27 protein-coding genes and 1 tRNA gene are annotated in these 25,657 nt (G+C 72.6%); 13 read left to right on the top strand and 15 right to left on the bottom strand.

Features of this window, described 5'->3' with window-relative positions; translation table 11 throughout:
- Positions 1–114: 114 nt before the first annotated feature.
- On the top strand, positions 115–900 hold the full coding sequence (locus QJS33_RS21140; RefSeq protein WP_306369768.1) for a hypothetical protein: 786 nt from the start codon (positions 115–117) through the stop codon (positions 898–900).
- 9 nt (positions 901–909) lie between these two features.
- Here QJS33_RS21140 and QJS33_RS21135 read toward each other — a convergent pair whose 3' ends face one another.
- Entirely contained in the window at positions 910–2,169 is a 1,260-nt protein-coding gene (locus QJS33_RS21135) for a hypothetical protein (protein WP_306369767.1), read from the bottom strand.
- A 181-nt stretch (positions 2,170–2,350) separates the two neighbouring features.
- Here QJS33_RS21135 and QJS33_RS21130 point away from each other — a divergent pair, with 181 nt between their 5' ends.
- From QJS33_RS21130 to QJS33_RS21120, 3 genes are all read left to right on the top strand, one after another.
- Positions 2,351–2,836, top strand: a complete 486-nt coding sequence (locus QJS33_RS21130; protein ID WP_306369766.1) for an NUDIX hydrolase — start codon at positions 2,351–2,353, stop codon at positions 2,834–2,836.
- A 269-nt stretch (positions 2,837–3,105) separates the two neighbouring features.
- Positions 3,106–3,504, top strand: coding sequence for a hypothetical protein (locus QJS33_RS21125; RefSeq protein WP_306369771.1), 399 nt, complete (start codon positions 3,106–3,108; stop codon positions 3,502–3,504).
- 88 nt (positions 3,505–3,592) lie between these two features.
- Positions 3,593–4,402 (top strand): DUF2786 domain-containing protein, encoded by an 810-nt coding sequence (locus QJS33_RS21120; protein WP_306369770.1) that lies wholly within the window; start codon positions 3,593–3,595, stop codon positions 4,400–4,402.
- Positions 4,403–4,680: 278 nt separating this feature from the next.
- Here the strand turns inward: QJS33_RS21120 and dnaN are convergent, their stop codons facing one another.
- Together dnaN and QJS33_RS21110 are read right to left on the bottom strand one after the other, a co-directional pair.
- A complete protein-coding gene (dnaN, locus tag QJS33_RS21115) occupies positions 4,681–5,826 on the bottom strand; it encodes a DNA polymerase III subunit beta (RefSeq protein WP_306369765.1) in 1,146 nt (381 codons plus the stop codon).
- Positions 5,827–5,962: 136 nt separating this feature from the next.
- A complete protein-coding gene (locus tag QJS33_RS21110) occupies positions 5,963–6,421 on the bottom strand; it encodes a DUF4442 domain-containing protein (protein ID WP_306369769.1) in 459 nt (152 codons plus the stop codon).
- Positions 6,422–6,553: 132 nt separating this feature from the next.
- Here QJS33_RS21110 and QJS33_RS21105 point away from each other — a divergent pair.
- The 4 genes from QJS33_RS21105 to QJS33_RS21090 all read left to right on the top strand — a co-directional run bounded on the left by QJS33_RS21105 (position 6,554) and on the right by QJS33_RS21090 (position 8,164).
- Positions 6,554–6,642: transfer RNA gene (locus QJS33_RS21105), tRNA-Ser, on the top strand.
- A 380-nt stretch (positions 6,643–7,022) separates the two neighbouring features.
- A complete protein-coding gene (locus QJS33_RS21100; protein WP_306369764.1) occupies positions 7,023–7,451 on the top strand; it encodes a hypothetical protein in 429 nt (142 codons plus the stop codon).
- A gap of 156 nt (positions 7,452–7,607) precedes the next feature.
- On the top strand, positions 7,608–7,982 hold the full coding sequence (locus QJS33_RS21095) for a VOC family protein (RefSeq protein WP_306369763.1): 375 nt from the start codon (positions 7,608–7,610) through the stop codon (positions 7,980–7,982).
- Positions 7,983–8,020: 38 nt separating this feature from the next.
- Complete coding sequence (locus QJS33_RS21090) at positions 8,021–8,164, top strand: hypothetical protein (protein WP_306369762.1); 144 nt, start codon at positions 8,021–8,023, stop codon at positions 8,162–8,164.
- Positions 8,165–8,203: 39 nt separating this feature from the next.
- Here QJS33_RS21090 and QJS33_RS21085 read toward each other — a convergent pair whose 3' ends face one another.
- The 3 genes from QJS33_RS21085 to QJS33_RS21075 form a co-directional block, all read right to left on the bottom strand.
- Positions 8,204–9,127 (bottom strand): universal stress protein, encoded by a 924-nt coding sequence (locus tag QJS33_RS21085; protein ID WP_306369760.1) that lies wholly within the window; start codon positions 9,125–9,127, stop codon positions 8,204–8,206.
- 91 nt (positions 9,128–9,218) lie between these two features.
- Complete coding sequence (locus tag QJS33_RS21080) at positions 9,219–10,103, bottom strand: universal stress protein (RefSeq protein ID WP_306369759.1); 885 nt, start codon at positions 10,101–10,103, stop codon at positions 9,219–9,221.
- Between the two features lie 62 nt (positions 10,104–10,165).
- A complete protein-coding gene (locus QJS33_RS21075) occupies positions 10,166–11,779 on the bottom strand; it encodes a MinD/ParA family protein (protein ID WP_306369758.1) in 1,614 nt (537 codons plus the stop codon).
- A 190-nt stretch (positions 11,780–11,969) separates the two neighbouring features.
- On the opposite strand from QJS33_RS21075, the gene QJS33_RS21070 reads away from it, so the two are divergent.
- The gene (locus QJS33_RS21070; protein WP_306369757.1) at positions 11,970–12,944 is read left to right on the top strand and encodes an NAD(P)H-quinone oxidoreductase; all 975 of its coding nucleotides are present in this window, start codon (positions 11,970–11,972) and stop codon (positions 12,942–12,944) included.
- Positions 12,945–12,978: 34 nt separating this feature from the next.
- Complete coding sequence (locus tag QJS33_RS21065) at positions 12,979–13,512, top strand: bacterial proteasome activator family protein (protein ID WP_306369756.1); 534 nt, start codon at positions 12,979–12,981, stop codon at positions 13,510–13,512.
- A gap of 244 nt (positions 13,513–13,756) precedes the next feature.
- On the opposite strand, the gene serS is transcribed toward QJS33_RS21065, so the two are convergent.
- On the bottom strand, positions 13,757–15,022 hold the full coding sequence (gene serS / locus QJS33_RS21060) for a serine--tRNA ligase (protein ID WP_306369755.1): 1,266 nt from the start codon (positions 15,020–15,022) through the stop codon (positions 13,757–13,759).
- A 138-nt stretch (positions 15,023–15,160) separates the two neighbouring features.
- On the opposite strand from serS, the gene QJS33_RS21055 reads away from it, so the two are divergent.
- The gene (locus QJS33_RS21055; RefSeq protein WP_306369772.1) at positions 15,161–15,316 is read left to right on the top strand and encodes a hypothetical protein; all 156 of its coding nucleotides are present in this window, start codon (positions 15,161–15,163) and stop codon (positions 15,314–15,316) included.
- A 26-nt stretch (positions 15,317–15,342) separates the two neighbouring features.
- Here the strand turns inward: QJS33_RS21055 and pheA are convergent, their stop codons facing one another.
- From pheA to QJS33_RS21020, 7 genes are all read right to left on the bottom strand, one after another.
- Positions 15,343–16,290 carry a prephenate dehydratase gene (gene pheA / locus QJS33_RS21050; RefSeq protein WP_306369754.1) on the bottom strand — a complete coding sequence of 316 codons (948 nt, stop codon included), beginning with the start codon at positions 16,288–16,290 and terminating at the stop codon, positions 15,343–15,345.
- A gap of 37 nt (positions 16,291–16,327) precedes the next feature.
- The gene (locus QJS33_RS21045; RefSeq protein WP_306369753.1) at positions 16,328–16,984 is read right to left on the bottom strand and encodes a DUF4446 family protein; all 657 of its coding nucleotides are present in this window, start codon (positions 16,982–16,984) and stop codon (positions 16,328–16,330) included.
- A gap of 70 nt (positions 16,985–17,054) precedes the next feature.
- Entirely contained in the window at positions 17,055–17,843 is a 789-nt protein-coding gene (locus tag QJS33_RS21040; protein ID WP_306369752.1) for a glycosyltransferase, read from the bottom strand.
- An 11-nt stretch (positions 17,844–17,854) separates the two neighbouring features.
- A complete protein-coding gene (locus tag QJS33_RS21035) occupies positions 17,855–18,211 on the bottom strand; it encodes an STAS domain-containing protein (protein WP_306369751.1) in 357 nt (118 codons plus the stop codon).
- Positions 18,212–18,323: 112 nt separating this feature from the next.
- Positions 18,324–18,956 (bottom strand): ATP-binding protein, encoded by a 633-nt coding sequence (locus QJS33_RS21030; protein ID WP_306369750.1) that lies wholly within the window; start codon positions 18,954–18,956, stop codon positions 18,324–18,326.
- A gap of 123 nt (positions 18,957–19,079) precedes the next feature.
- Positions 19,080–21,128, bottom strand: a complete 2,049-nt coding sequence (locus QJS33_RS21025) for an ATP-binding protein (RefSeq protein ID WP_306369749.1) — start codon at positions 21,126–21,128, stop codon at positions 19,080–19,082.
- Between the two features lie 76 nt (positions 21,129–21,204).
- Positions 21,205–21,534, bottom strand: a complete 330-nt coding sequence (locus QJS33_RS21020) for a rhodanese-like domain-containing protein (protein WP_306369748.1) — start codon at positions 21,532–21,534, stop codon at positions 21,205–21,207.
- 94 nt (positions 21,535–21,628) lie between these two features.
- On the opposite strand from QJS33_RS21020, the gene QJS33_RS21015 reads away from it, so the two are divergent.
- Entirely contained in the window at positions 21,629–22,174 is a 546-nt protein-coding gene (locus QJS33_RS21015; RefSeq protein WP_306369747.1) for an SSI family serine proteinase inhibitor, read from the top strand.
- Between the two features lie 64 nt (positions 22,175–22,238).
- Here the strand turns inward: QJS33_RS21015 and QJS33_RS21010 are convergent, their stop codons facing one another.
- Entirely contained in the window at positions 22,239–22,853 is a 615-nt protein-coding gene (locus QJS33_RS21010; protein ID WP_306369746.1) for a TenA family protein, read from the bottom strand.
- Between the two features lie 270 nt (positions 22,854–23,123).
- On the opposite strand from QJS33_RS21010, the gene QJS33_RS21005 reads away from it, so the two are divergent.
- On the top strand, positions 23,124–25,505 hold the full coding sequence (locus QJS33_RS21005; RefSeq protein ID WP_306369745.1) for a glycoside hydrolase family 3 N-terminal domain-containing protein: 2,382 nt from the start codon (positions 23,124–23,126) through the stop codon (positions 25,503–25,505).
- Positions 25,506–25,657 lie beyond the last annotated feature (152 nt).

The following is a 25,657-nucleotide window of genomic DNA, read 5'->3' as shown; positions in this document are numbered from 1 at the left end:
TCGTTTTATGATTGACGACACCACCCAGGATGTCCGCTCTTTCCCTGCCGGCCGCTCTGCCGATCTTCCCCGCCGCAGGCCCGCGGCGGGCGGCGCCGAGCGCCCCAGAACCCTGTGGACAGCGCGGGGCCCGCGGTCGGCGCCCCGCCGCCCCGGGGCCCGGGCGGCAGGCCGTTCGACGGGCCGCACCCCGGACCGTTCCGGGGCCCCGAGGCGTACGCGGGACCGCACGGCGGTCCCCTCGGAGCCTTCGGGGAGCCCGACCCCCCGCTCACCGGGGCCAGGGGCAAGGCCGTCCGGCACGCCCGACCGCTGTGGAAGCGCCTGCACCTGCCCTACGCGGCGGTACTGGTGCTGCTGTTCCCGGTCATGCTGGTCTGGCCCTACACGACCGAGGTACGCGACGGGACCGAGGCCGGGCTGATCCCGCCCGAGCCGCGGCCCGTCGGCGTGGGCGACACCGCGTCCCTCGCGGGCAGCGAATGGCGGGTCACCGGGTACATCACCGGTTTCCTGGGCTCCGCCGAGCCGCCGCCCGAAGGGCTGGAGATCCTCGACGTCGGCTTCCGCGTCATCCCCGGCGACGCGGAGTCCGCCGAGCTGCTGCGGCACAGCTGCGGGTTCCGCGCCGTGGACGGGCAGGGGCGCTCCTGGGAGCGCACGAACCTGTTCTCCATGCGCGACCTGGGCGAGGATGCGAGCGACGGGGCCTACGGCTGCACCACCGCAGAGGGCGAGACCATCGCCCCCGGGCAGGAGCAGTCCATCATCCTGTCGTTCCTGGTGCCGGCCGACGTGGTCGAGGACCTCCGCTACGAGGTCACCGTCGACACCTCCGACGACCCCGAGCGGCCCCGGCCCGACGCCCTGGTCTTCGAGGCCGAGAACCTGGAGGAATGACCGGGCGGGTCAGCCGGCGTGGCGGGAACCGGGGGAGGGGGCGTGTGTCGCCACCCGGCGCGCCCGGCGGCCGACGCTGTCCTCCTCGGCCTTGCGCAGCGCGACCTCGAAGGCCGCCGCCAGCAGGCACACCCGCAGCAGCATGTGCAGGGAGTCGACCACGAAGTCGACCGGTTGCAGCAGCGGCCACCACTCGGCGTGCAGCGGGCCGGGGCCCGCCAGGACGAACACCAGCCGGTGCAGCTGCGTGAACGCGACCTCCAGCAGCACGAAGCACAGGGAGTACGACAGGTAGAACACCGGTCCCAGGCGCAGGACGAAACGCAGCGCGTGCAGGCAGGGGTAGACCTGATCCTTGAGGTCGCTGCGCACGAACCGGTCGAAGAAGCGTCCGGCGCGGGCCACCCGGTTGACCGCCCGGTCGAAGCCGTCACGGGCCCGGTGCTCCTCGAAGACGCCGTCGTGGTCGTCGATCTGGGCGCGGTAGACGACCGCGGCGATCGTCAGCCACAGCAGCGGGCCCACGAAGCCCGCCGAGACCGCGCCCCACACCGTTGCCCACCACACCGGAACCTGGGCGTACAGGTCGGACCGGCCGATCAGCGCACCGGTCCCGTTCGTCAGGCCCTTGAGCGCGTCCTGTATCTCCACCCAGAAGACCCGGCCGGTCATCCAGGCCTCCGCCTGGTTGATCGCCAGGCCCAGGGAGAACAGGAACATGAACACCCACACGCCCTCGAACAGGGCGGTGAGCACGCCCAGGACGGCGCTGTACCCCTTGCGGTAGAAGTGCGAGCAGAGCTTGCGCAGCAGCCACGCGGAGACGGCCACGAACAGCGGCAGGCCGTACCAGGGCACGTTGAGGGGCGCCTGGAACGCCTCCAGGCCGCCGGTGTTGATCAGGGCGATGCTGTACATGTCGTACTGTTCGCGGATCAGCCCCCAGGCGGCGTAGAACAGCAGGAACGGCAGGATCGCCAGGGCGACCCCGTCCACCACGCGGCGTTCGCGTTCGGCGAACCCGCGCCGCCGGTCCTCCCGGACCACCTCCGAGCGCAGTTCGGCGTCGATCGTGGGCAGCCCCGGGCGCAGCAGCTGGAACATGATCACGAACGTCACCAGGGTGACCAACAGGGTCAGGCCCAGGCCCGTCAGGGAGAGCGTCTGCTCGATGTCGGCCAGGCGCACCATGCCGCGCAGCAGCACCGCGTGCACGAGCATGCCGGCGGTGTGGACGCACAGGAGGGGGACCCAGTAGCGTGCGGCCAAGCCGAGCGCGTACGCGGGCAGGAGGGCTGCGGAAGTCGTGGAGCGGGCCATCGGTTCTCAGAAGGGTAGAGGGTAGGGACCGGGGGACCGCTGCGAGGTGCGGCTTTTACGGGTACGGGCCCCGGGCCCCGGACGGTGGTCGGCGCGCGGGGGCCGGACGCGTGGGAATCAGGAGGGCTTGATGGAGGACGGCGACGGCAACGGCTGGGTGTACCTGCCGGACGGGTCCAGGCGCTGGGGAGTCTACGGTGCCGCGGGTCTGTTGTTGTACGGAACCGACGTGGCCGGAATCGGACATGTGCTGCTCCAGCACCGGGCCGGGTGGACTCACATGGGCGGCATGTGGGGCATCCCCGGCGGTGCGCGCAACCGGGACGAGACACCGTTGGAGGCCGCGGTCCGGGAGTTCCACGAGGAGATCGCCGGCGATCTGGGCGGGTACACGGTGGTGGGGGCGCACGAGCACGACCTGGCGGTGTGGCGGTACGACACGTTCCTGCTGAGCGTGCCGGAACTGGCCGCCTTCTCGCCCGCCAACTCGGAGAGCACCGAGGTCCGGTGGGTGCCGGTGACGGCGGCGGAGTCGCTGCCGCTGCTGCCCGCGTTCCGGACGGCGTGGCCGGCCCTGGTGACGGACCTGCAACGGTCCGTGGAGACGGCGGGCTGACGCCGCCGGGTGCCGGGCCGCCCGGCTCGGGGACGGCGGGGTACCGGGGACGCCGCCGGGTACGGGCACTTCCGGGGCGGACCGTTCGTTGACCGGTCGTGGTCCGCGCTTCCCCGTCCGTCCGCCGGCCGCGCCCGCGGGGTGCGGCCCGGACACTCCGGGGTAAGTCAGGGATGTGCCCTGATGTGCGTGCGGACCGGGGCAGTGCATGCTGATGGAGACGGCCCGTCCCAGAGCGGTCGTCACGCGAACGGACTGGAGCGGTGGACATGACGCTGGAGCGCGGTAACGCATTCACTCCCGTCGCCTCGGCGACGATGATCTGGCCCTGGACGACGTCTCTGCTGGGCGGTGCCGCGGGCGGCGCCCTCTTCTTCCTGCTGAGCCTGGGCGGCGGGCTGCTCCCCGCCGTCATGTCGGGCCTGGGCGCGGCCGTGATCTTCTTCTCCCTCGTCGGCGGTGTCGGCGGCGTGATCAGCAAGAAGTCCGACCGGCGCGGCCGCCGCTACGCGGCCAACTATCCCTTCCGCTACGCGCTCGTGCCGGCCGTCGTGGGCGGTGTGGGCTACGGGATCCTCTCCCTGAGCCTGTTCGGCGGCCTGTTCGCCGCGCTCGCGATCTGGGCGACGGTCGGCGTGATCGCGATGGTACTCGGCGACAAGAAGTAGGCTCGGTGTTTTCCGCTCAGGTGCGGAAGAAGGAGAACACACCTACGGGAGCAACCGGGCGCCGATGACTGAAGCTGCTCGTCAGAAGATGGTCGAGCGGGTCCGAGGGCTCCTCCGCATGGCGGAGGACCCCTCGGTCACCGATGCCGAGAGCCAGGCGTTCACAGCCAAGGCCGCCGAGCTGATGACCCGCCATGCGATCGCGGAGGCCGAGGCCCGTGCGGAGCGGGGCGAGGAACCCGACGCGATCGGGCGTATGGACTACACGGTGTCCGGGGTGGGCGGCCACGGCAAGGCCCGGGTCCGGGCGCTGGCCGACATCGCCGCCGCCTACGGGTGCCAGTCGGCGGTCCGGGGCAATTCCTCGGAGAACACCGACCGGATCCTCATCCTGGTGGGGACGGTGAGCGCGCTGGACGCGCTGCGCATGCTGATGCCGTCGATCTCCATGCAGATGGAGGCGTCGGCGAAGTTCATGAGTTCGGGGCACGTGTCCGACATCCGGGAGCTGCGCAACTACACGCGGTCCGAGCTGGAGACCGAGCGCAAGCGGTACTACCGGTCGTTCGTGCGGGCCTACGGGCAGGCGGTGGCCGAGCGCATCCGCGAGTTCCGGCGCCGCTTGCAGGAGATGTCGCGGCCGACCGGTGCGGACGGGGGTTCCGCCGACGGCGAGGTGGCGTCCTCCCGGGGTGCGGAGCTGGTGCTGCGCGCCGATGTGCACCGGGTCCAGGAGGAGTTCCAGAAGCAGTTCCCGCAGTTGCGCAAGCACCGTCCCGAACGGACGCACAGCCCGGCCGGGGCCCGGGCCGGGTACCAGCGGGGGCGGCAGGCGCAGCTCGGCCTGGAAACGTCCGTAACCGGTGGGGGTTCGTCCACTCTGCCCACGAGTGAGTGACGGAGTCCGGTTCGACCAGGACAAGTGAATTGTCCTGATTTGTGGTGATTTTCGGCGCCAAGAAGAGGCCGGTTCCACGAAGTTTTCCACAGGCTGTGCACAGAATCGCCACTGGAGACGTTCTCGCACGTCAAAGCGGAAATGCGAGAACGATTCAGGGGCGATTCGGGTACTCCTGGGACTGATCACCCCGGGTTATCCACAGGCTGGGCGCCGCCCTGTGGAAAACCTTGTGGATAACTCGGCGACAAGCTGTGGATAAGACCCGAATCCCCTGATCAGGACACCCGCAACGGCTGTACCAGATACCGGAAGGACGGGGTCTCGCCCTCCTTCGACGGGACATCGGTGAACACGGCGGGTTTCGTCGGCTCCGTGAAGTTCAGGTGGGCGGAGTCGGTCGCGATCGCCGACAGGCCGTCCATCAGGTAGTCGGGGCGGAAAGCCACCCGCAGCGGGTCGCCCTGGTAGTCCACGGCGATCGCCTCCACCGCCTGGGCGTCCTCGCCCGAGCCCGCCTCCAGCGACACCTCGCCCTCGGTGAACACCAGCCGCAGCGGGGTGTGCCGGTCGGCCACCAGCGCCACCCGCTTCACCGCCTCCATCAGGGGGGCCACCGCCACCTCGGCCCGGGAGGCGAACTCCGCGGGGAACCAGGCGGCGTACTTGACGAAGTCGCTGTCGATCAGCCGGGTGGTGCTGCGCCGGTCCCCGTTCTCGAAACCGATCGAGCCCTCCCCCGGCACCGGGCCGCCGGCCCCGCCCGACGTCAGCGCGATCTCCACGTTCGAGCCGCCGATGACGCCCCGCACCATGTCGTGCAGGGTGCGGGCGGGCACCAGTGCGGAGGTGTCGATCCCCGGGTCCTGCGGCTTCCACCACAGGTCGCGCACCGCGATGCGGTAGCGGTCGGTCGCCACCACGCTCAGCGTGTCGGCGGTGAAGTCCAGGTAGGCGCCGGTCAGCATCGGCAGCGTGTCGTCGCGGCTCGCCGCGGGGGTGACCTGGCGGACCGCCTCGGCGAAGGCGTCCGCGGGCACCGAGCCGATGCGTTCGGGCATGCCGGGCAGCGTGGGGTAGTCCTCCAGCGGCATGGTGATGAGGGTGAACCGGGCGGCGCCGCCGCTGATCCGCACCTTGGCACCGTCGGTGTCGATGTGCACCGAGCCGCCGGGCAGGTTGCGCACGATCTCGGCGAGCAGCCGGCCGGGGACCAGCACCGCACCGGTCTCCTCCGCCAGCACCTCGACCGAGGAACGGGCCGAGACCTCGTAGTCGAACCCGGACAGGTGCAGGGTGGAACCGCCGTCGGGGACCTCCAGGCGCATCCCGGCCAGCACCGGCACCGCCGGGCGGTTCGGCAGGGCGCGCGCCGTCCAGGCGACGGCCTCGGCGAACGCGTCGCGGTCCACACGGAGTTTCACGATCTCTGCCTCCTCGTCGGCGTGGTCAGGGTCAACCTACCCAGCGGTGCCGACAAATCGACGGCCCCGGGCGGACCCGTGAAATGGGGTGCGACCAGGGCCGATCGTGTTCAGGGTGTGGCTGTGGGGGCTGGTGTCACTTACGGTTCGGCTTGAGGGTCCAGACGATCGTCATCTTGCCGGTGACGGTGCCGTCCGCCATGCGGATCTCGACGTCGATGGGGAACTCGGGGCGCTGGCCGCCGTCGAGTTCGGCGATGATCTCGTCCCGGGGACGGCCCAGCACGGCCTCGGCCGTCATGTCGCCGGTGGCCATCTTGAGGAAGTGGATCTCGGCCCTGGTCGGCAGCGGCAGCGCGCGGTCCATGGTGTCGCCGAAGGTGCCGATGATGATGGCGCCGGAGGCGGACTCGGCCAGGGTGAACATCGCCCCGGCGTGCGCGCCGCCGATGTGGTTGTGGTGCTCGGGGGCGTCCGGCAGGTTCATCACGGCCCGACCGAAGTCGAGCTCCTCGAACGACAGGCCGAGCGTGCGGGCGAAGGGCACCGCGGCCAGGAAACCGGACTTGACCATCTCCGCCGTCTCGGCGTTCATGTTTGCCATACCCCGAATGTTACTTGCGAGTAACCGAAGTGCGCCACCCGGCGCCCGGCGACTTTCCCGCCCCGCGCGTGCCGACGGGGCGCGTCGGCTACGATGACTCGCGGAGACCCGACGGGTCACCGGGGAGGGTTCGCATAGCGGCCGAGTGCAGTGCTCTTGAAAAGCACCAAGTCCTTGACGGGGCTTCGTGGGTTCAAATCCCACACCCTCCGCAGAATCGGCGCGTCGGAGCAGGTAGGCGCGTCGGGATGGAAGCGAAGAAGGCCGGTGGTCCGGGTCCGGTGCGCCCATGGTGCGCACGGGCCGGGGAGCACCGGCCTTCGCCGTACCCGCGGTGGCGGCCGCCCCGTTCCGCGCGGGCGGGGACATGTGCACCGGAAGCGGGACGGATACCGGAACCGTCAGAGAGGCGGGGCCAGGGCGTGTTCCGTGGATGCCGCTCGTCGCGAGCGGGGCCCTGGTGCCTGCATCGCAAGGCCGGAGAAGGAGTCGGTGCGGGTTCTCCCGCCGACCGATGAGAACGCGGCGAGGGATGTGCCGAGGCACCGCACAGCAGGGTGGGCATCCGCGGAACACGCCCTGGAGTCGCACCGTGACCGTGTTCAAGGATTTCAACTTCAAGCTCGTCGTCATCGAGCAGCTCATGTACGTCGACGAGGTCCTGACGCCCGCCTACAGCCTCGCCGACGTCCTCAAGGAGCAGGGCCTGGGCGACGACCCCTGGCGCTGGGCGCACGACAACGACCTCGCGTACCAGGTCGTGCCGCAGTCGCGGGAGTACTTCGAGAAGCTGGAGATCGACGGCGCGCTCCTGGCCCGGGTGGAGGAGCTGTGCCTGGACGGCGGGAACCAGGTCTACCAGGAGTGCGCCCCGATCTGGGACGGCGAGGACGACCTGTTCGACATCACCTCGCTGGAGGACCTCGACCTGCTGCCGAACCTCCGGCTCGTGGAGTTCGCCGAGGCCCTCGACGACGACTTGCAGGAGGTCCTGCGGGCCCGCGGGATCGAAACCGACTGAGTGCCGCGCCGCGCGGTCCGCGGGGGTCGGGGTGACACGGCAGGGCCACGAGGGAACACACCTGCGTCCCGTCCGCCGACGGGACGGCGGCCCGATGCCCCGGGCCGCCGTGGGAGCGGCTTGGACATTCACGGGGCGCCGTGCGAGGCTGCCGACATGATCGGACGGTTGCACACATTCGTCTACGACTGCCCCGACCCGGGGGCGCTGGCGGAGTTCTACGCGGAGCTGCTGGGCCGGCCCGTCACCCTGCGGGAAGAGGACTGGGTGGCCATCGGCGACCAAAAGGCGTGGCCGGTGCTCGCGTTCCAGCGGGCGGAGGGGCACCGGGCGCCCGCGTGGCCGGATCCGGAGCGGCCGCAGCAGGCGCACCTGGACGTGTGGGTGGAGGACATCGACACGGCGGAGCAGCGGGTGCTGGAGCTGGGCGCGACGCTGCTGCGCACCGAGGCGAAGGGCGCCACCGTGTGGTTCCGGGTGTACGCCGACCCCGCCGGGCACCCCTTCTGCCTGGAGTACGACGCCCGGTGAGCGCCGGGTCCCCTGAACGGAGCGGTGCGCTTCCGGTGGTGGCGTCCGCGGTGTCCCTGTTGGCGGCCGTGCTCACGCGGTGGCTGCTGGACTGGCCGCTGTGGGCGTCGGTGCTGGTGGCCGTGCCCGTGATGTTCCTGGTCGGGGCGGCGTGGAGCGTCGTCCACCACGCGCGGAAGTAGCGTCCCCGGTGGGGCCGCGGCCCCGCCGGGGACGGCTGTTCAGTCCTCGTCGGCGTGCTTGGGGAGCACGACCACCGGGATCTTCGAGCGGTGGAGCACCCCCTGGCTGACCGAGCCCAGCAGGAGGCCCCGAACGGTGCCGCGGCCGCGCGAGCCGACGACGATCGCGTCGGCGCCCTCGGCCGCCGCCAGGATGGCGTTCACCGGCGCGTCCTGGGTGCGCACCACGGTGACGTCGACGTCCACGTCGTCGCGCTGCTCGTCGATGGCCTCGGCCAGCAGTTCGGCGACCAGCGCCTCGGACTGCTTCTCGAACAGGTCCTCCTGGGGCTGGTAGCCCGCGGCGGTCATCGCGACCGGGTCGTACGGGTAAGGCACCTCCCAGCTGTGCACCACCACCAGTTCGCCGTCGGACTCGGCGGTCAGGTCGACCGCCAGGCCCAGGGCGCGGCGGCCGTTGCGGGAGCCGTCGACGCCGACGACGATCCGCTTCAGCCCCGTGGTCGCGGGCCGTCCCTCGTGCGAGGGCACCACCACGACCGGGCAGGGCGCCTGGGCGGCCACCCGGACGCTCACCGACCCGACGAACATCGACTTGACGGTGCCCATCCCCCGGGTGCCCACGACCAGGAGGTCGTGCGGCCGGCTCTGGCGCAGCAGCGCCAGCGGCGCCTCCTCCAGGGCGGTGATGGTCTCGGCCGGCACGCCCGGCCGGGCCTCGGCCACGTGCGCCACCGCGTCCTGGAGGACCTCGGTGGCCTGCCCCCGGATCTCCTCGGTCGGTTCGAACCGGGCCGGGCCGCCGTACGCGGACACGATCAGCGGCATGCCCAGGGCGTGCACGACCCTCAGCGGCACCCCCCGGCGGTCCGCCTCGGCCGCCGCCCACTCCAGGGCGGCCCGCCCGTTGTCCGATCCGTCGATGCCCACCACCACGCGCGGTGTGCGGTCCTCGTTCACCATGTGACAACCCCCTCTGGTCACCCATCATCACCGAGTACACCCCGCGGAGCCGGGAACGGCACAGGGCGGAAGGTCCCCCGGTCCAGGGCCGTCAGTCGGTTTCGTCGGAATGCGGGGGCAGGACGGCCACCGGGGTCCTCGCGTGGTGGAGCACCCCCTGGCTGACCGAACCCAGGACCAGGCCGCGCACGCCGCCGCGGCCGCGGGAGCCGACGACGATCATGTCGGCGTCCGCGCCCGTTTCGAGCAGTGCCCGGACCGGGTCGGCCCGCAGGCGCACGGCACTGATGTCGAGGTGCTCGGTGCGCTCGTCGATGACCTCGGCGAGCACCCCGCCGACGACCTCCTCCGACTGCCGGTCGAGCACCTCGTCGTCGATCGCCTCGTCCTCGGCGGGCGCGTCGTCCCCCAGCGCGTGGACCAGGACCACGGAGGCGTCGGTGGTCAACGCCTCCTCCAGGGCGAAGCGCAGGGCCCGCCGGGAGGACGACGAGCCGTCAACCCCGACCACGACGCGCCCGCGGTACCCGCGGGGCTCGGTGTCGGGGACGACCACCACCGGGCAGGGCGCGTTCGCGGAGGTGCGCATGCCGACGGAGCCGAGCATGATGGCGCGCACCGAGCCCAGCCCCCGCGACCCGACCGCGATGACGTCGCCGTGGCGGGCCTCCTCCAACAGGACGGCCGGGGCGTCCGCGACGGCCAGGACGGTGATCACCTCGATGTCGGGGCGGGCGCGGCGGGCGTACTCGGCGCTCTCGGTGAGCAGCTCGTGGGCGGAGGCGCGCACCTCGGCCACGGCCCTGCGGTCGGCGGTGGCCGCGCCGACGACCGTCTCCGGGCCCAGCCCGTGCACGATGCGCAGCTGGACCCGGCGGCGGGCGGCCGCCTCGATCGCCCACCCCAGCGCGGCGCGGGCGCCGGACGTGCCGTCCACCCCCGCGATCACCGCCGGCGGACGCTCCCGTTCGTTCATCCTTCGGCCCCCCCTTCTCCTTCGTTCATTGTCCGCAAGGAGGGCCGTCAATCCCGGGACCGTCACCCGTGGCGCGCGAATCCCTCCCCGACGGTGGCGGCGAGCCGCAGGTAGGCGTCGCGGGTGGCGGGGGCGAGCCGGTCGAGGTCCACCTCGGCGCCCTCTTCGAGGTGGCCGTCCCAGGGAACGCGGACGACGGCGCGGCAGCGGGCGGCGAAGTGGCCTTCGAGGCGGTCGAGGTCCACGCTGCTCTTGCTGTCGGAGCGCACCATGGACAGCACGACCGCCGCGTCGCGCACCAGGTCCTCGTGGCCGTGCGCCTGGAGCCAGTCGAGGGTGGCGCTGGCGCTGCGCGCCCCGTCCACGGACGCGGAGCTCACCAGGACGACCTGGTCGGCCAGGCCCAGCACGCCGCGCATGGCGGCGTGCAGCAGCCCGGTCCCGCAGTCGGTGATGCAGATGGAGTAGAAGTGCTCGACGATCCGGGCGACCTCCCGGTAGTCCTCGTCGCCGAACGCCTCCGACACGGCCGGGTCGCGGTCGGAGGCGAGGATCTCCAGCCGGCTGGGCGCCTGGGAGGTGAACCCGCGGATGTCGGCGTAGCGGGACACGAGGTGGCGCTCGTTGAGGAGGTCGCGGATGGTCGCCGCGGTCTCCAGGCGCACCTTGTCGGAGAGGGTGCCCCGGTCGGGGTTGGCGTCCACGGCCAGCACCCGGTCGCCGCGCAGGGAGGCCAGGGTGGCGCCGAGGGCGACCGTGGTGGTGGTCTTGCCGACCCCGCCCTTGAGGCTGAGGACGGCGACCCGGTGGTGGCCGGTGGCGACGGGGGTGCAGGCACGGGCGATGAGTTCGCGGCGGCGCAGCACCTTGGGGGATTCACCGGGGTTGATGAGGCCCAGGGTGGCGGTGTGCACGGCGCGCCGCCAGCCGCCGCTGGGGCCCTGGTGCCGGCTGCGGACCAGGGTGGCGGCGTTGAGGGAGTCGGAGGTCTGCCGTTCCCCGGTCACCCCGGGGGCCGTCGGGGTCGGCGGCACCCCGGGCAACGGCGCCCCCTGCGCCGGGAGGCCCGGAACGGCAGGGGGCCCCGGAACGGCGGGACCGGGAACAGGGGGTGCGGCGGGGGGATCGGCGAACGGGGCCCGGTCCGCCACGGGCGGCGCGGGCGGCTCCGGGTCCGCCGCGGCCCCGGGCTCCAGCGGCGGCAGCTGTTCGGGTTCGGGGACGTCGGCATCGCGGCGCAGGTCGCGCGGGGCCAGCGGGTCGGCCTCGTCATCGTCCGGTTCGGGCCGTGCGGGCCGCCGCAGCGGGCGGGCCGGGCGTTCGCGCACCCGCGGCATCAGCCGGACGGTGTCGGAGCGTACCTCGTCCTCGCCGCTCTCGTCATCGTCGTCCCCCGCGTCCGCCCCGGAGGCCGCGTCCGCCTCCGCCGCGGCGGGCGGCGCCAGCGGAGCCATCGGGGTCTCCGGCGGGATCGGGGCCGCGTAGGGCGGCGGAGGCGGCGCGTCGCCGCCGAACCATTGCTCCCGAGGTGAGGGCGCTGCGGGCCTGCGCGAGGCGATCTCGGTGACGGGGGCCCCGGCCTCGTCGGGCTCGTCCTCCGCACGCCGCCACGGGGACACTTCCGACTCCTCGGCCCCGAAGCCTGCGTCCGTCCCGTTCTGATCCTGGTGTGACACCGGAGTTCTCCTGCGTGAAGGGGGTGTACTGCGGAGAGAGAGGGGGTACCCCGCCGGGGAGCGGGGGTCGCTCCCTGGGTTCACTCTTACCCGCCGCGGCCCGCCGAAGCATCCCTTATCCCTTCTCGAACACGATCCACTTCCCGCCACCGCCGGGAACCGCCCTCCGCCGGGGGATACGGTCGTTCCCATGCACGCGATCCGTATCACCGAACCGGGCGGACCCGAGGTCCTGGCCTGGTCGCAGGTCCCCGACCCCGTTCCCGGCGCAGGGGAGGTCCTCGTCGATGTGGCCGCCACCGCGGTCAACCGCGCCGACGTCGCCCAGCGGCAGGGTTCCTATCCGCCGCCGCCGGGAGCGTCCGAATACCCGGGGTTGGAGTGCTCCGGAACGGTCCTGGAGCTGGGTCCGGGCACCGAGGACTCCGGATGGGCGGTGGGCGACCGGGTGTGCGCGCTGCTGTCCGGCGGGGGCTACGCCGAGAAGGTGGCGGTGCCGGTCGGCCAGCTGCTCCCGATCCCCGAGGGCGTGGGCCTGGTCGAGGCCGCGGCCCTGCCGGAGGTCGCCTGCACGGTGTGGTCGAACCTGGTCATGGTGGGCGGCCTGCGCCGCGGCGAGACCGTGCTGCTGCACGGCGGCGGCAGCGGCATCGGCACGTTCGCGATCCAGTTCGCCCGCGCCCTGGGAGCCCGGGTGGCGGTCACCGCCGGCAGTGCGGAGAAGCTGGCGGCCTGCCGGGACCTGGGCGCGGAGATCACCATCGACCACCGCACCGAGGACTTCGCCGCCCGGATGCGCGAGGCCGGGGGCGCCGACCTGATCCTCGACATCATCGGCGGCTCCTACCTCGACGCCAACCTGCGCTCCCTGACCACCGGCGGCCGCCTCGTGGTCATCGGCCTGATGGGCGGCCGCTCCGGCGAGGCCGACCTGGGCCGTATGCTCGCCAAGCGCCTCTCCCTGCACGCCACGACCCTGCGCTCGCGTCCCCGGGACGAGAAGTCGGCGATCGTCGCGGGAGTACTGGAGCGGGTATGGCCGTTGGTAGAACAAGGAGCCATCCGCCCCGTCGTGGACCGCGTCCTACCGATGCGGAACGCGGCGGAGGCGCACGACGTCATGGAATCGAGCGCGCACACCGGCAAGATCCTGCTCACCCGCTGACGGGCGCGGTCGACGACATTCGGTAAGGGGACATATGAGCAATACGGACGATCCGAACGAGCAGTCCAAGGTCCTGGTCATGGGTGTGGACCAGCACGGGGACGACGAGGGGCACGAAGAACCCCGCACGCTCGCGGACATGGTGGAGCAGCCCGCCAAGGTGATGCGGATCGGCAGCATGATCCGCCAGCTCCTGGAGGAGGTCAAGGCGGCGCCCCTCGACGAGGCCAGCCGCACCCGCCTCAAGGAGATCCACACCTCCTCCATCAAGGAGCTGGAGGACGGCCTGGCGCCGGAGCTGATCGAGGAACTGGACCGCCTCACCCTGCCGTTCGCGGACGGCAGCGCCCCCAGTGAGGCCGAGCTGCGCATCGCGCAGGCCCAGCTGGTCGGCTGGCTGGAGGGTCTGTTCCACGGGATCCAGACCACGCTGTTCGCCCAGCAGATGGCGGCCCGCGCCCAGCTGGAGAACATGCGCAAGGCCCTGCCCCCGGGCGTCGCGGGCCTACAGGCCGAGCAGGGCCGGTCGCCGGGACGCGAGGACGGCAGCTCCGGGCTCTACCTGTAGAGACCACCCCACTCACACACAGGAGCCCGCCCCCTCATCCTCGGGGACGGGCTCCACGTGCGCTTCCGGACGGTCTACTTCCCGACCGGCTCCAGGACGTCGCAGGCCTACAGGCCGAGCAGGGCCGGTCGCCGGGACGCGAGGACGGCGGCTCCGGGCTCTACCTGTAGAGACCACCCCACTCACACACAGGAGCCCGCCCCCTCATCCTCGGGGACGGGCTCCTCGTGCGCTTCCGGACGGTCTACTTCCGGACCGGCTCCAGGACGTCGCGGCCCAGGAAGGGGCGCAGCGCCTCGGGGACCACGACCGAGCCGTCCTCCTGCTGGTGGTTCTCCAGAATGGCGACGATCCACCGGGTGGTGGCGAGCGTGCCGTTGAGGGTGGCGGCGAAGCGCGACTTGCCGTCCCCGTCCCGGAACCGCACGTTGAGGCGGCGGGCCTGGAACTCGGTGCAGTTCGAGGTGGAGGTCAGCTCGCGGTAGGTCTCCTGGGTGGGGACCCACGCCTCGCAGTCGTACTTGCGGGCGGCGCTGGTGCCCAGGTCGCCGGCGGCGATGTCGACGACCCGGTAGGGCAGCTCCAGCTTGTCGAGCATCTCCCGCTCCCAGGCGAGCAGCCGCTTGTGCTCCTCGTGGGCGTGGTCGGGGTGGGTGTAGACGAACATCTCCACCTTGTTGAACTGGTGCACGCGGATGATGCCGCGGGTGTCCTTGCCGTAGGAGCCCGCCTCCCGGCGGAAGCACGGCGACCAGCCGATGTACCGGTTGGGCAGGGCGTCGGCGGGCAGGATCTCCCCGGCGTGGTACCCGGCCAGCGGCACCTCGGAGGTGCCCACCAGGTAGAGGTCGTCGGCGGGCAGCCGGTACACCTCGTCGGCGTGGGCGCCCAGGAAACCGGTGCCCTCCATGGTCTCGGGCTTGACCAGGACGGGCGGGATCATCGGGGTGAACCCGGCCGCGACGGCCTGGTTCATGGCCATGTTCAGCAGCGCCAGCTCCAACTGGGCGCCGACCCCGGTGAGGAAGTAGAAGCGCGCCCCGGACACCTTGGCGCCGCGCTCCATGTCGATGGCGCCGAGCTTCTCGCCCAGTTCCAGGTGGTCGCGCGGGGTGAAGTCGAACGTGCGCGGGGTGCCGACGGTCTCCAGGACCTTGAAGTCGTCGACGCCGCCCTCGGGGGCGCCCTCCTCGACGAGGTTGGGCACGGTGGCCACGACCCGGTCGAGTTCGGCGGCGAGGCGGTCGGCCTCGGCCTCCGCGGCCTTGACCTCGGCGGCCAGGCCCTTGGCCCGGGCCAGGAGCGTCTCGCGCTCGGCGGGGGACGCCTTGGAGACCGACTTGCCCACGCTCTTCTGCTCGGCCCGCAGGGTCTCGAACCGGGTGAGCGAGGAGCGCCGCTCGGAGTCCAGTTCGAGCAGCCGGTCGGCGACGGAGGGGTCCTCCCCGCGGGCACGTTGCGAGGCGCGGAGTCGTTCTGGGTCTTCTCGGAGAGCGCGAAGGTCGATCACGTCTTGCAGATTACCGCCCGGCCCCGCCCGCTCCGACATCTTTTCCGGGCCCGCGTCATAAACGCGGTGTCACCACGTACTCACGATGAGAGATCACCGGGTTCCGGGGAAGGGACGGCAGTGAAACCGTTGAGCGAGATGACCACCGAAGAACTGAGCGCCGCCTTGGAGGCCCTCGACACCGAGCGGCCCCGCGACACCGCACTGCGGCTGGCGCTCTACCTGGAGCTGCGCCGGGCCGCGGCGGAGGAGTGGGTGTTCGAGGCCGAGGGCGACGACCTCCCGGACGACTGAGTCCGGACGGCGCCCCCGGAGGGAGGTCAGTCGACGCCGCCGGAGCGGATCCGCGCCAGCCACCGCTCCGACTCGGCGTAGTCGGCCTCGGTGGCGGGACGGGGGCGCAGCGGCGGGTCGAGTTCGGTGGCCTGCCCGCTGCGCGGGTAGCTGCCCAGGAAGCGGACGTCGCGGCAGACCCGGCGCAACCCCATGAGGGCCTCGCCGACGCGCGCGTCGGCCACATGCCCCTCGGCGTCGATGCAGAAGCAGTAGCTGCCCAGTCCGTCACCGGTGGGGCGCGACTCCAGCCGGGTGAGGTTGACCCCGCGCACCGCGAACTGGGTGAGGACCTCGATGAGCGCACCCGGGTGGTCGTCGGCGATGAACGCGACCACCGACGTCAGGTCGGCGCCGGTCGGCGCGGTCGGCCGGCCGGGCCGGGACAGGTAGATGAACCGTGTGGCGGCGTCGGCGCGGTCGCCCACCCCGGTGGCCAGGGCGTGCAGCCCGTAGCGTTCGCCGGCGATGACGGCGCAGATGGCGGCGTCGTAGGGGGCACCGGGTTCGGAGACGGTGCGGGCGGCGGCGGCCGTGGAGGAGACGGTGTGCGTCTCGGCATCGGGCAGGTGCCGGGCCAGCCAGCCCCGGCACTGGGCCAGGGCGTGCGGGTGGGTGGCCACCGTCTTGACGTCGTTCAGCGTGACGCCGGGCCGCGCGAACAGCGCGAACTCCACCGGGACGGCGGTCTCGCCGCTGATGACCAGCGACTCGCCGTTGATGAGCTCGGCGATGGTGGAGGTGACGCCGCCCTCGACCGAGTTCTCCAGGGGCACGACACCGCCCTCGACCGCACCGGTGCGGACGGCGTCGAAGACCGCGGCGACCCCGTCGCAGGGGATGCGCGCGGTGGCGGGCGCGTCGGGGCGCAGGGCCCGCAGCGCGGCCTCGGTGAAGGTGCCCTCGGGGCCGAGGTAGGCGTAACGGTTGGGCATGGTGTTCAGGTTATCCGCACCCGGGGCGGTGGGGCGGTCACTCGGGTCCGCGACGCGGCGCGGGTGCCCTGCGCAGACCCGTCCGGCGTTCCGGGGCGGTGTCGTCGGCGTCGATGTCGGGCACCGCGACGATGTCCCTCTTCCCCGCGGCCGGCTCCGCTTCCGCCTTCTCCCCGGTCTTCTCCCGGGCGCCCTCCCCGGCCTGCGGGGCCTCGGGGTCGGGGACGACGGTGACCGCGTCCTCGGCGTCCTCGGCGACCACCGGCCCGGTGACCCGCGGGGCGGGCACGGTGGTGCCGATGCCCTCGCCGAGCCGGGCGGCCCGTACGACGCGGTACTCCTCGGGGCTGAGCAGGGTCTCGGACTCGCCGCGCACCACGGCCTTGGCGTAGGTGCGCGATTCGGTCCGGCCGTTGATGGAGGTGACGACCACGCCGTCGCCGTCGCCGTTGAGCAGGGCGAGGGAGAAGGAGCGCGCCCCGGACATCTCCTCCAGGGCGTCGTAGTGGAGCACCGCCATGTCGCGCACGGCGAGCGGGTCGGTGCCGCCGACCTGCGCGGAGGCGGCGGCACGCTGGGCGAGCACTCGGGTGTCGGCATCGATGGCGCGGGCCCTGGCCAGCGCGTACCCGCCCAGGGCGAGTCCGCCCAGACCCGTGAGCACGCCCGCGACGGCCAGGATCATGGTGAACATTCTGTGAGCGTATCGCCACCGAGAGCACCAGCGGTGTCACTATCGGCGATTTTCACCGGGAAAGGGGTCCCTACCCCCGCCGACGGCGCCCGCCGGCCAGGGCACGCCGCACGGCCAGGGGCAGCTTGCGGACGGCCAGCGCCCGCAGCACGTCGACGAACTGGTGCGCCCGGTGCAGCTGGGCACTCAGGTCGGTGCCGGTGGCCCGGTGCTCCAGGGGCACCTCCACCTCGATCACCCGCAGCCCGGCGCGCAGCACGTCGATGGTCAGCCCGGTCTCCACCCCGAACCCCGGGGCGAGCGGCCGGGCCGCCTCGAACGCGGCGCGGGTGATGCAGCGCTGCCCGTTGAGCGGCTGCTCGGGCTCCCACCCGGTCGCCCGGCGCACACCGCCGCGGGCCAGGCGCACCACGAACCCGTGGCCGCCCAGGCGCAGCCGGGTGGCGGGGAACAGCGCGATGGCCATGTCGGCCTTGCCCTCGACGACCGGCTCCACCAGGGGTGCCGCCCCGGCGGCGGTCGCCTCCAGGTCGGCGTCGAGGAAGAGCAGGTGCCGGGGCGGGCGGAGCCCGTCGGCGCCCTCTTCGTGCTCCTCGATGAGCCGGACCCCCTCGGCCCCGGTCTCCATCGCCGCGCCCTTGCCCCGGTTGCGGTGGTGCCGGAGCACCCGGGCCCCGGCCTCCAGGGCCACCTCCGAGGTGCGGTCCGCGGACCCGTCGTCGACCACGACGACCAGGTCCACCCCGGGCAGTGCCCGGACGGCGGTCACGGTACGCCCGACCCGTGCCTCTTCGTCCTTGGCCGCGATCACCACGGCGACCCCCGCCCCTTCGGGTCCGCCGTTCCTCCCCCGTGTCACCGCGGCCCGGTCTACGGGGCTGTTCCGGTCCCCGCGGCCACCGGCGGTGCGTCGGTGTCGGGGTGGATGACGAAGACCTCGTGCAGGCCGGTGACCTCCAGGACCTTCATGACGGCCGGTTTGGGGGCCACCAGTTCCAGGTCGCCGCCCTTGTCACGGGAGCGCTTCATCGCCGAGAGCAGGACGCTGATGCCGGTCGAGTCGCAGAACTCGGTCGACGACATGTCGATGACCAGCCTCCGGGCCCCCTCGTCGAGGGCCGTGATGAGCTCGTCGCGCAATCGGGGTGCCGTGTACAGGTCGATCTCGCCACCGACGGTTACCACCGCGAGGTCATCTTGAGATCGGCTCGATATCTTCAACTCCACAGTCGTGACTGTAGCGGCCAGGTCCTGGCCGGGCCACCTCGTTGACGGTGTTTCGCGACATCGGTCACGTTCCCTCCCCCGCCCCGGGGGCGGGGGAGGGTGAACGGCGGGCTCAGAGCAGGGCGCCGCGGGCGCGCCCGCCGTCGTGGGCGGTGAAGGGCAGCGGCACCACGGGGGCGCCGTCGGCCGGGTCCCGCGCCCGGCCGCCCGGCCCGACGGCCAGAGCGGTGGTTTCCGCCGCCGCGTCGGCCTCCCGCCCGGTGCCGACGTCCTCGTCGGGCAGGTCCAGGACGGCCCAGACCGTGGTGGTGGTCGCGTCCATCTCGGTGCCCCAGCGCCCGGCCAGGTGCTGGACGATCCCCAGACCGCGCCCGCCCAGGCCGGTGGTGCTCGGGTCGGCCACCCGGGGCATGGTGGTGGAGCCGCCGTCGCGGACGGAGATCTCCAGCCAGCCGCCGGGCCCGGGGGAGGCGTCCACCTCGGCCCGCCAGGCGACACCGACGCTGTTGGCCGGGTTGGCGGGGGTGGGCAGGGGGCTGGCGTGGCGCAGCGCGTTGCTGACCAGTTCGCTGATGATGAGGGCGGCCTCGTCGATGCGTTCCTCGGCCACGCCCAGGGCGCGCAGATCTTCGCCCAGACGGCGGCGGGCGTCCATCACGGTGGTGGGAACGTAGGGGAGGATGACGTGCCGTTCGACCTTGGTGGGGTGCTCCCCCGGGTCGAACGGGGTGTGATCTCCTGACACGGCTTTCGTCCCTGCGCGTTCGTGCTCTCGTGCGGTCCGGAACCCGCCCGTTGTGTGACGGCGAATTCCGCCAGGGGTGGAAATGCCCCGATCACCTCGAACGGAAACCAACGCCCCGGTGAATCACGCGGGTCGGCCGGCCTTGGGACGCGTGGATCGCTGGCGGGGCAGGGATTCGGGGCCGGGTGAGATTTTCGGCGACTCCTGGGGGGAGGGTGGCCCCTGGGACTTGTCCCGCCCGGTCACCCCGACCCGGACCGCCGCCACCCCCGGAGGTTCGACGACCGCGCCGTCGTCCCCGTCCCCGTCGGGGGCGGGGTCCTCGCCCCGGTGCAGCGGCAGGGTGAAGCACATGCGGGTACCGCGCTCCAGCCTGCGCGCCGTGACGTCCCCGCCCTGGTCCTGGGCGAGTTTCCGCACGATGTACAACCCCAGCCCCAGGCCGCCGAAACGCCGCCGGTCGCCGCGCACCCCGCCCTGGAAGAAACGGTCGAACACCCGCTCCTCGTCGCCCGGGCGCAGCCCGGGGCCGTCGTCGTCCACCGAGACCGCGACGGCGTCGCCCTCCACCGTCACCGCGACGTGCACGGTGCCGCCCTCGGGGGAGAACTTGATGGAGTTGTCCAGCAGCTGGTCCATGATGATGCCGGTGGCCAGCGGATCGGCGAACACGGTGGGCAGGCCGCCGGGCGTGCTCAGCACCACGTCGTGCCGGTCCGACAGGGACCGGAACGTCATCACGGCCTGGCGCAGCACCCGGGGCAGCTCGAACGGGACCGGGTTGACGTCCAGCTCGCCCCGGGAGGCGTCCGAGCCCAGGCTGAGCCGCTCCACCAGCAGGGTCAGCGCCGTGGACCGGTCCACGATGTTGCCCACCGCCTCCCGCTGGGCCTCCGAGCTCATCCGCGACCACTTGCGGATCAGCGTGGTGGCGAACCCGTGGATCGCGGTGATGGGGGTGCGCAGTTCGTGGCCGGTGGTGGCCAGGAACGCCTCGCGCTCGTCCTCCATCGCCTTCTGCGCGGTGATGTCACGGAAGTCCACCACCCACTCGTGGGTGCGGGGGATCCGCGCCATCAGGATCTCCAGCCAGCGCCCGTCCTTGAGCCGGTGTTTGATGGGGCGGCCGTGGCAGGCGGGGATCGGGAACGGCGGGTGGCGGCCCTCCACCACCTCGGCCGGGTAACCGGTCAGCTCGACCGCGGAGCGGTTCCACTTGCGGACCCGGCCGCCGAAGTCCAGCACGGCGATGCCGTCGGCGCTGGAGTCGGCGACCGCCTGCTCGTGCACCCGCTGGTGGTTGAGCTCCTCGTAGGCCATCGCGTTGCCGATGGCCACCCCGGCGTGGGCGGCCAGCAGTTCCAGCAGTTCGAGTTCGACGTGACCGACCCGGCGCTGGCTGTACAGCGCGTACAGGGCGCCGTAGGGGCGGCCGTGCACGTTGGACGCGCACAGGGCGATGGTGTGCAGTCCGGGCAGGTCGGCCCAGACCAGGTCCTGGAGGCCGCGGGTGTCCTCGTTGGCGAGCAGCACCGACTTGCCGCTGCGCAGCAGCTCGCCGAACAGGCTGGTCTCCAGCGGGGCGCTGTAGCCCTGGAGTCCGGTGGACAGCCGGGTGATGCTCACCAGCTCCACCCGGTCCTCGTTGAGCAGCACGAAGCCCCCGGCGTCGGCGCCGGTGAGTTCGGTGATGGCGCCGGAGATGCGGTCCAGCACCGGTTGCAGGCTCAGGTCGGCGTTGATGTCGACGACCACGTCGGTGAGGCGGCGCACCAGGCGGGCGCGTTCCATGGCGGCGGTGTGCGCCTGCGCCTCGTTGTCCGTCGGGTAGAGGGTGAGCACCCAGCCGCCGTGCCCGCCGCCGTCGGCGGCCAGCGCGGCGGTGCTGATCCGCACGTCGATCGGGGTGCCGTCGTTGCGCATGCGACGGCTGTGAATGGTGAGGGAGGGCCCGGCGCGCACCTGTTCGAGCACCGCGCCGTGTTCGGCCTTCAGCTCCGCGGGGACGATCGGCAGCTCACCCCCGAGCACCTCGCGGGCCCGCCAGCCGAACAGTCGCTCGGCCGCCGGGTTCCACAGGAACACCCGGAGTTCGCTGTCGAGACCGACCACCGCGTCCGCCGACGAGGCCAGCACGGCTTCGGCGCTGAGGGGCGCGCGCTCGGAACTCACGACGTCATAGTGCCACCCGAGAGCCCTGCGGGGCAGGGCTTTGGGCAATCCGATCGCTTTCCGGGCCCGATGCGACTCAGATCACCCTCGGTTCGGTGTCCGAACCGGCCGCCATGTCCAGTCCGGAACGCTCCCAGGACTGCATGCCGCCGGCGACGTTGACCGTGTTCCAGCCCGCGTTGTTGAGGGCGGCGACGGCCTGGGCCGAACGCCCGCCCGCACGGCAGACCACGTACACCTTGCGGTCCTGCGGGATCTCCCCGGCCCGGGTGTTGAGCTCACCGAGCGGGATGTGCACGGCCGCGGGCGCGTGGCCGGCCGCCCACTCGTCGTTCTCGCGCACGTCGAGCAGGTACCCGTCCTCGGGAACCTCGGTGACGTTGACCTCGGGCACGTTGCCGAACATCCATGACCCCCATCAGATCTGTTTCCTCCGGAATCCTCCGGAGATTTTCCCCGGGAGGAGGGAACCGTGTGTGACGCGGCGGCGTCCAAGCGTCATGGCTCAGCACACCATCGCGACGGCCCTGCCGACCCGCCTCGCCGCGCTCGCGGCCCTCGGCCTGCTCCTTACGGCCTGTGGCAACGAGCCCACCGAGGTGGGTGCCCCGGCGCCCGGATCCGAATCCAGTCCCTCCGCCCCCGACCAGGATGCCCCCTCCGCGGAGGAGGAGGGTACCGAATCCCCCCAGGAGGCGCCCGACGGCGACTCCACCACGGAACTGACCATTGAACGCTCTCTCAGCGACGAGGGCGGCCTCTCCCCCGAATCCGGTTTCGAGGAAGGGGTGTGGACGCTCAGCTGCGCCCCCGAGGGCGGTGACCACCCCGCCCCGGAGGCCGCTTGCACGGAGATCGAGGAGGTGGGGACCGACCCGTTCCTGCTCGACACCACCGACATGATGTGCACGATGCAGATCGGCGGCCCCGAGGTGGTCCGGGTGACCGGCCACATCGGCGACACCGAGATCGACACCGAGTTCAACAAGCGCAACGGCTGCGAGATCGACCGCTTCGCCGCCGTCGAGTCCGTCATCGACCCCTGACCGGGCGACCTCGCGGGGGTGCGGGCCGTCGGCCCGCACCCCCTTCGTCGGCAAGGGGGCGGACTCAGCCCGTGTACGGGGTGTCCCAGAAGGCGAGCTCGTGGCGCATGCCCTCGCGGAAGAAGCGCTCGGCGCGCTCGGGGTCGGGGTCGGCCTCCTCCAGCATCCGCCCGTACCGCTCGGTCAGCTCGGTGAACCCGGGGTCGGCGTAGGTGTCCACCCAGCGGCGGTAGCGGGGTTCGGTCGGCCGGTTCCGGGCCAGTGCGATGCCCAGCCGGTTGTAGCCCCACATGCAGGGGTAGACGGCGGCCAGGCCGTCGCGGTAATCGGCCGCGGCGTCGATGATCCACGCGGTGTAGGCGGCGCAGGCCGGACCCTTGTCGCGGGTGGTGAGGTCGGCGCCGAACTCCCCGGACAGGGAGCGGTGCAGCTCCAGCTCCTCGTTGAGGGTGCTGTGCGCGATGCCCACCAGGTCGGCGAGGTGGTCGTCGGGCGCCTGCCAGGCCAGCCGGGAGAAGGCGCGTGCGTAGTCGAGCAGGTAGAGGTGGTCCTGCTCCAGCCAGTAGCGGAAGGCGCGGTCGTCGAGGTCGCCGCGGGCGATGCCGGCGACGGTCGGGTGCGCGAGCTGTTCGGCGACCATCGGCCGCCCGATCTCGTGAAGGCGTTCGGTGATTCCCACGCACGCAGTGTGTCATCCGTCCGGTTCGAGGCGGGTGAGCGCCCCCGCCACCACGCGTCCTCGAAATTTTCGGACCCCCTTCCGGCCATCATTCAGGGGAGCATCGCCTACATACCGTGATGAACAGGTATTTTTCGCCAGGCCGACGACCCTCCCGTGATTCACCTCACTGCTCTCCTTGACCCGACTGCCCGCCGAACGTACATTCTCGTTCCATTGGTTTCGATAAAACTTCCGAAAGTTTCTGAACCACGGAAAGGGCACCTCCCGATGACCCCACCCCCCGAACCCCTGGACGGTGCCTGGCGGGACACCTCCCTGCCCGACGGCGAGCGGGTGGACCACCTGCTCGCCGCCATGACCCTGGAGGAGAAGACCGCCCAGCTCAACGGTGTCTGGGTGAGCGCCGACGCCTCCGGCGCCCCGGTCGCACCCCACCAGCACGACGCCTCCCGCGAGCCCCTCGCCTGGGAGAAGGTCATCGAGAACGGCCTGGGCCAGCTCACCCGCCCCTTCGGAACCCTCCCGGTGGACCCGGTCGCGGGCCGCGCCTCCCTGGCCCGCAGCCAGCGCGAGGTCATGGCCGCCAACCGGTTCGGCATCCCGGCCATCGCCCACGAGGAGTGCCTGACCGGCCTGGCCGCCTGGCAGGCCACCATCCATCCGGTCCCGCCGGCCTGGGGCGCCGCCTTCGACCCCGACCTCGTCGAAAGCATGGCCGCGGGCATCGGCGAGAGCATGCGTCTGCTCGGCGTCCACCAGGGACTCGCCCCCGTCCTGGACGTCGCCCGCGACCTGCGCTGGGGCCGCGTCGAGGAGACCATCGGCGAGGACCCCTACCTGGTGGCCACCATCGGCTCCGCCTACGTGCGCGGGCTCCAGTCGGCCGGGGTCATCGCCACCCTGAAGCACTTCGCCGGGTACTCCGCCTCCCGGGCCGGCCGCAACCACGCCCCGGTGTCCGTCGGCCCCCGCGAGCTCGCCGACGTCGTCCTGCCCCCGTTCGAAGCGGCCGTGCGCGCGGGCGCCCGGTCCGTCATGAACGCCTACAACGACAACGACGGGCTTCCGGCCGCCGCCGACGGCCGGCTGCTCACCGGGCTGCTGCGCGACCGCTGGGGTTTCGACGGCACCCTCGTCTCCGACTACTTCGCCGTCACCTTCCTGAACACCGTGCACCGGGTCGCCGAGGACCCCGCACGCGCGGGCGCCCTGGCCCTGGAGTCCGGCATCGACGTCGAACTGCCCGACCCGCACTGCTACGGCGACCGCCTCACCGCCCTGGTCCGCTCCGGGGAACTCGACGAGGCGCTGGTCGACCGCTCCGCCCGCCGCGTCCTACTGCACAAGTGCTCCCTGGGCATGCTGGACCCCGGCTGGTCGCCCGACCCCGACGGCTCCCCCGTCGACCTCGACCCCGCGGAGCACCGCGCCCTGGCCCGCACCCTGGCCGAGCGCTCCATCGTCCTGCTCGACAACCCGCGCGGGACCCTGCCGCTGGCCTCCCCGCGCACGCTGGCCCTGGTCGGACCGCTCGCCGACACGCCCGACGCCATGTTCGGCTGCTACACCTTCCCGGCGCATGTGGGCCGCAACCACCCCGGGACCCCGCTGGGGGTGCGCGTCCCCACCGTGTACGAGGCGCTGCGCGGCGAGCTGCCCGACACCCGGATCGCCCACGCGCGCGGGTGCTCCGTGGACGGACCGGAGACCGACGGGTTCGGCTCCGCCCTGGCGGCGGCCCGGGAGGCCGACGTGTGCGTTGTGGTGCTCGGCGACCGCTCCGACCTGTTCGGCCGCGGCACCTCCGGCGAGGGCTGCGACGCCGAGGACCTGCGGCTGCCCGGGGTCCAACAGGAGCTGTGGGAGGCACTGGTCGACACCGGCACCCCCGTCGTCGCCGTCCTGGTCACCGGCCGCCCCTACGCCCTGGGCGCGGTCGCCGACGCCTCGGCGGCGGTCGTGCAGGCGTTCATGCCCGGAGAGGAGGGCGCCTCCGCCATCGCCGGGGTGCTGTCCGGCCGGATCGGCCCGGGGGGACGGCTGCCCCTCTCCGTCCCGCGCACCCCCGGCGGCCAGCCCGCCACCTACCTGGGCGCGCCCCTGGCCCGGCGCAGCGAGGTCAGCTCGGTCGACCCCACCCCGCGCCACCCCTTCGGGCACGGCCTGTCCTACACGTCCTTCTCCTGGGAGGACCCGTGGATCGGCGGCCGCCCCCGCGACGGCGCACCGGTGTCCGTCCCCACCGACGGCGAGGTGACCGTGGGCTGCACCGTCCGCAACACCGGACACCTGCCCGGGACCGAGGTGGTCCAGGTGTACCTGCACGACCCGGTGGCCCGGGTGGCGCTGCCGGTGCGGCGGCTGGTGGGGTACGCGCGGATCGACCTGCAACCGGGGGAGGCGCGCGCCGTCGACTTCACCGTGCACGCCGACCAGTCGTCCTACACCGGCCCGGACGGGGCGCGTGTCGTCGACCCGGGTCGGCTGGAGCTGTCACTGGCGGCCTCCGCCGAGGACCTCCGCCACGTCTTCGCGGTGGACCTGACCGGCCCCGCCCGCACCGTCGACCACACCCGTCACCTCACCGCCACGGTACGGCTGGACCCGGTGGACGAGGAGGTCGCGGCGCACGGCGGCCCGGACCGCTGAGGGGGTCCGCGACAGGCGAAGAGGGGGAGGGGGCGTCCGGCGCGCCCGTGGCCGCTCCCGGCCACGGGCCCCGGAGCGGACCGCCCCGGCGCTCCGCGCAACGCCGGGGCGGGGCAACGAAAAAACCCGGTGACGATCGACTTACGATCTCC

The sequence above is a fragment of the Nocardiopsis sp. CC223A genome, assembly GCF_030766825.1.
Taxonomy (GTDB): domain Bacteria; phylum Actinomycetota; class Actinomycetes; order Streptosporangiales; family Streptosporangiaceae; genus Nocardiopsis.
This window is presented reverse-complemented; position numbering and strand designations above follow the sequence as displayed.

Bases quoted from the DNA above. Each gene is read 5' to 3' on its own strand.
- QJS33_RS21130 (WP_306369766.1), top strand. From the start codon at position 2,351: ATGGAGGACGGCGACGGCAACGGCTGGGTGTACCTGCCGGACGGGTCC.
- QJS33_RS21125 (WP_306369771.1), top strand. From the start codon at position 3,106: ATGACGCTGGAGCGCGGTAACGCATTCACTCCCGTCGCCTCGGCGACG.
- QJS33_RS21120 (WP_306369770.1), top strand. From the start codon at position 3,593: ATGGTCGAGCGGGTCCGAGGGCTCCTCCGCATGGCGGAGGACCCCTCG.
- QJS33_RS21110 (WP_306369769.1), bottom strand. From the start codon at position 6,421: ATGAACGCCGAGACGGCGGAGATGGTCAAGTCCGGTTTCCTGGCCGCG.
- QJS33_RS21095 (WP_306369763.1), top strand. From the start codon at position 7,608: ATGATCGGACGGTTGCACACATTCGTCTACGACTGCCCCGACCCGGGG.
- QJS33_RS21085 (WP_306369760.1), bottom strand. From the start codon at position 9,127: ATGGTGAACGAGGACCGCACACCGCGCGTGGTGGTGGGCATCGACGGA.
- QJS33_RS21080 (WP_306369759.1), bottom strand. From the start codon at position 10,103: ATGAACGAACGGGAGCGTCCGCCGGCGGTGATCGCGGGGGTGGACGGC.
- QJS33_RS21070 (WP_306369757.1), top strand. From the start codon at position 11,970: ATGCACGCGATCCGTATCACCGAACCGGGCGGACCCGAGGTCCTGGCC.
- QJS33_RS21065 (WP_306369756.1), top strand. From the start codon at position 12,979: ATGAGCAATACGGACGATCCGAACGAGCAGTCCAAGGTCCTGGTCATG.
- QJS33_RS21055 (WP_306369772.1), top strand. From the start codon at position 15,161: ATGACCACCGAAGAACTGAGCGCCGCCTTGGAGGCCCTCGACACCGAG.
- pheA (WP_306369754.1), bottom strand. From the start codon at position 16,290: ATGCCCAACCGTTACGCCTACCTCGGCCCCGAGGGCACCTTCACCGAG.
- QJS33_RS21045 (WP_306369753.1), bottom strand. From the start codon at position 16,984: ATGTTCACCATGATCCTGGCCGTCGCGGGCGTGCTCACGGGTCTGGGC.
- QJS33_RS21020 (WP_306369748.1), bottom strand. From the start codon at position 21,534: ATGTTCGGCAACGTGCCCGAGGTCAACGTCACCGAGGTTCCCGAGGAC.
- QJS33_RS21015 (WP_306369747.1), top strand. From the start codon at position 21,629: ATGGCTCAGCACACCATCGCGACGGCCCTGCCGACCCGCCTCGCCGCG.
- QJS33_RS21005 (WP_306369745.1), top strand. From the start codon at position 23,124: ATGACCCCACCCCCCGAACCCCTGGACGGTGCCTGGCGGGACACCTCC.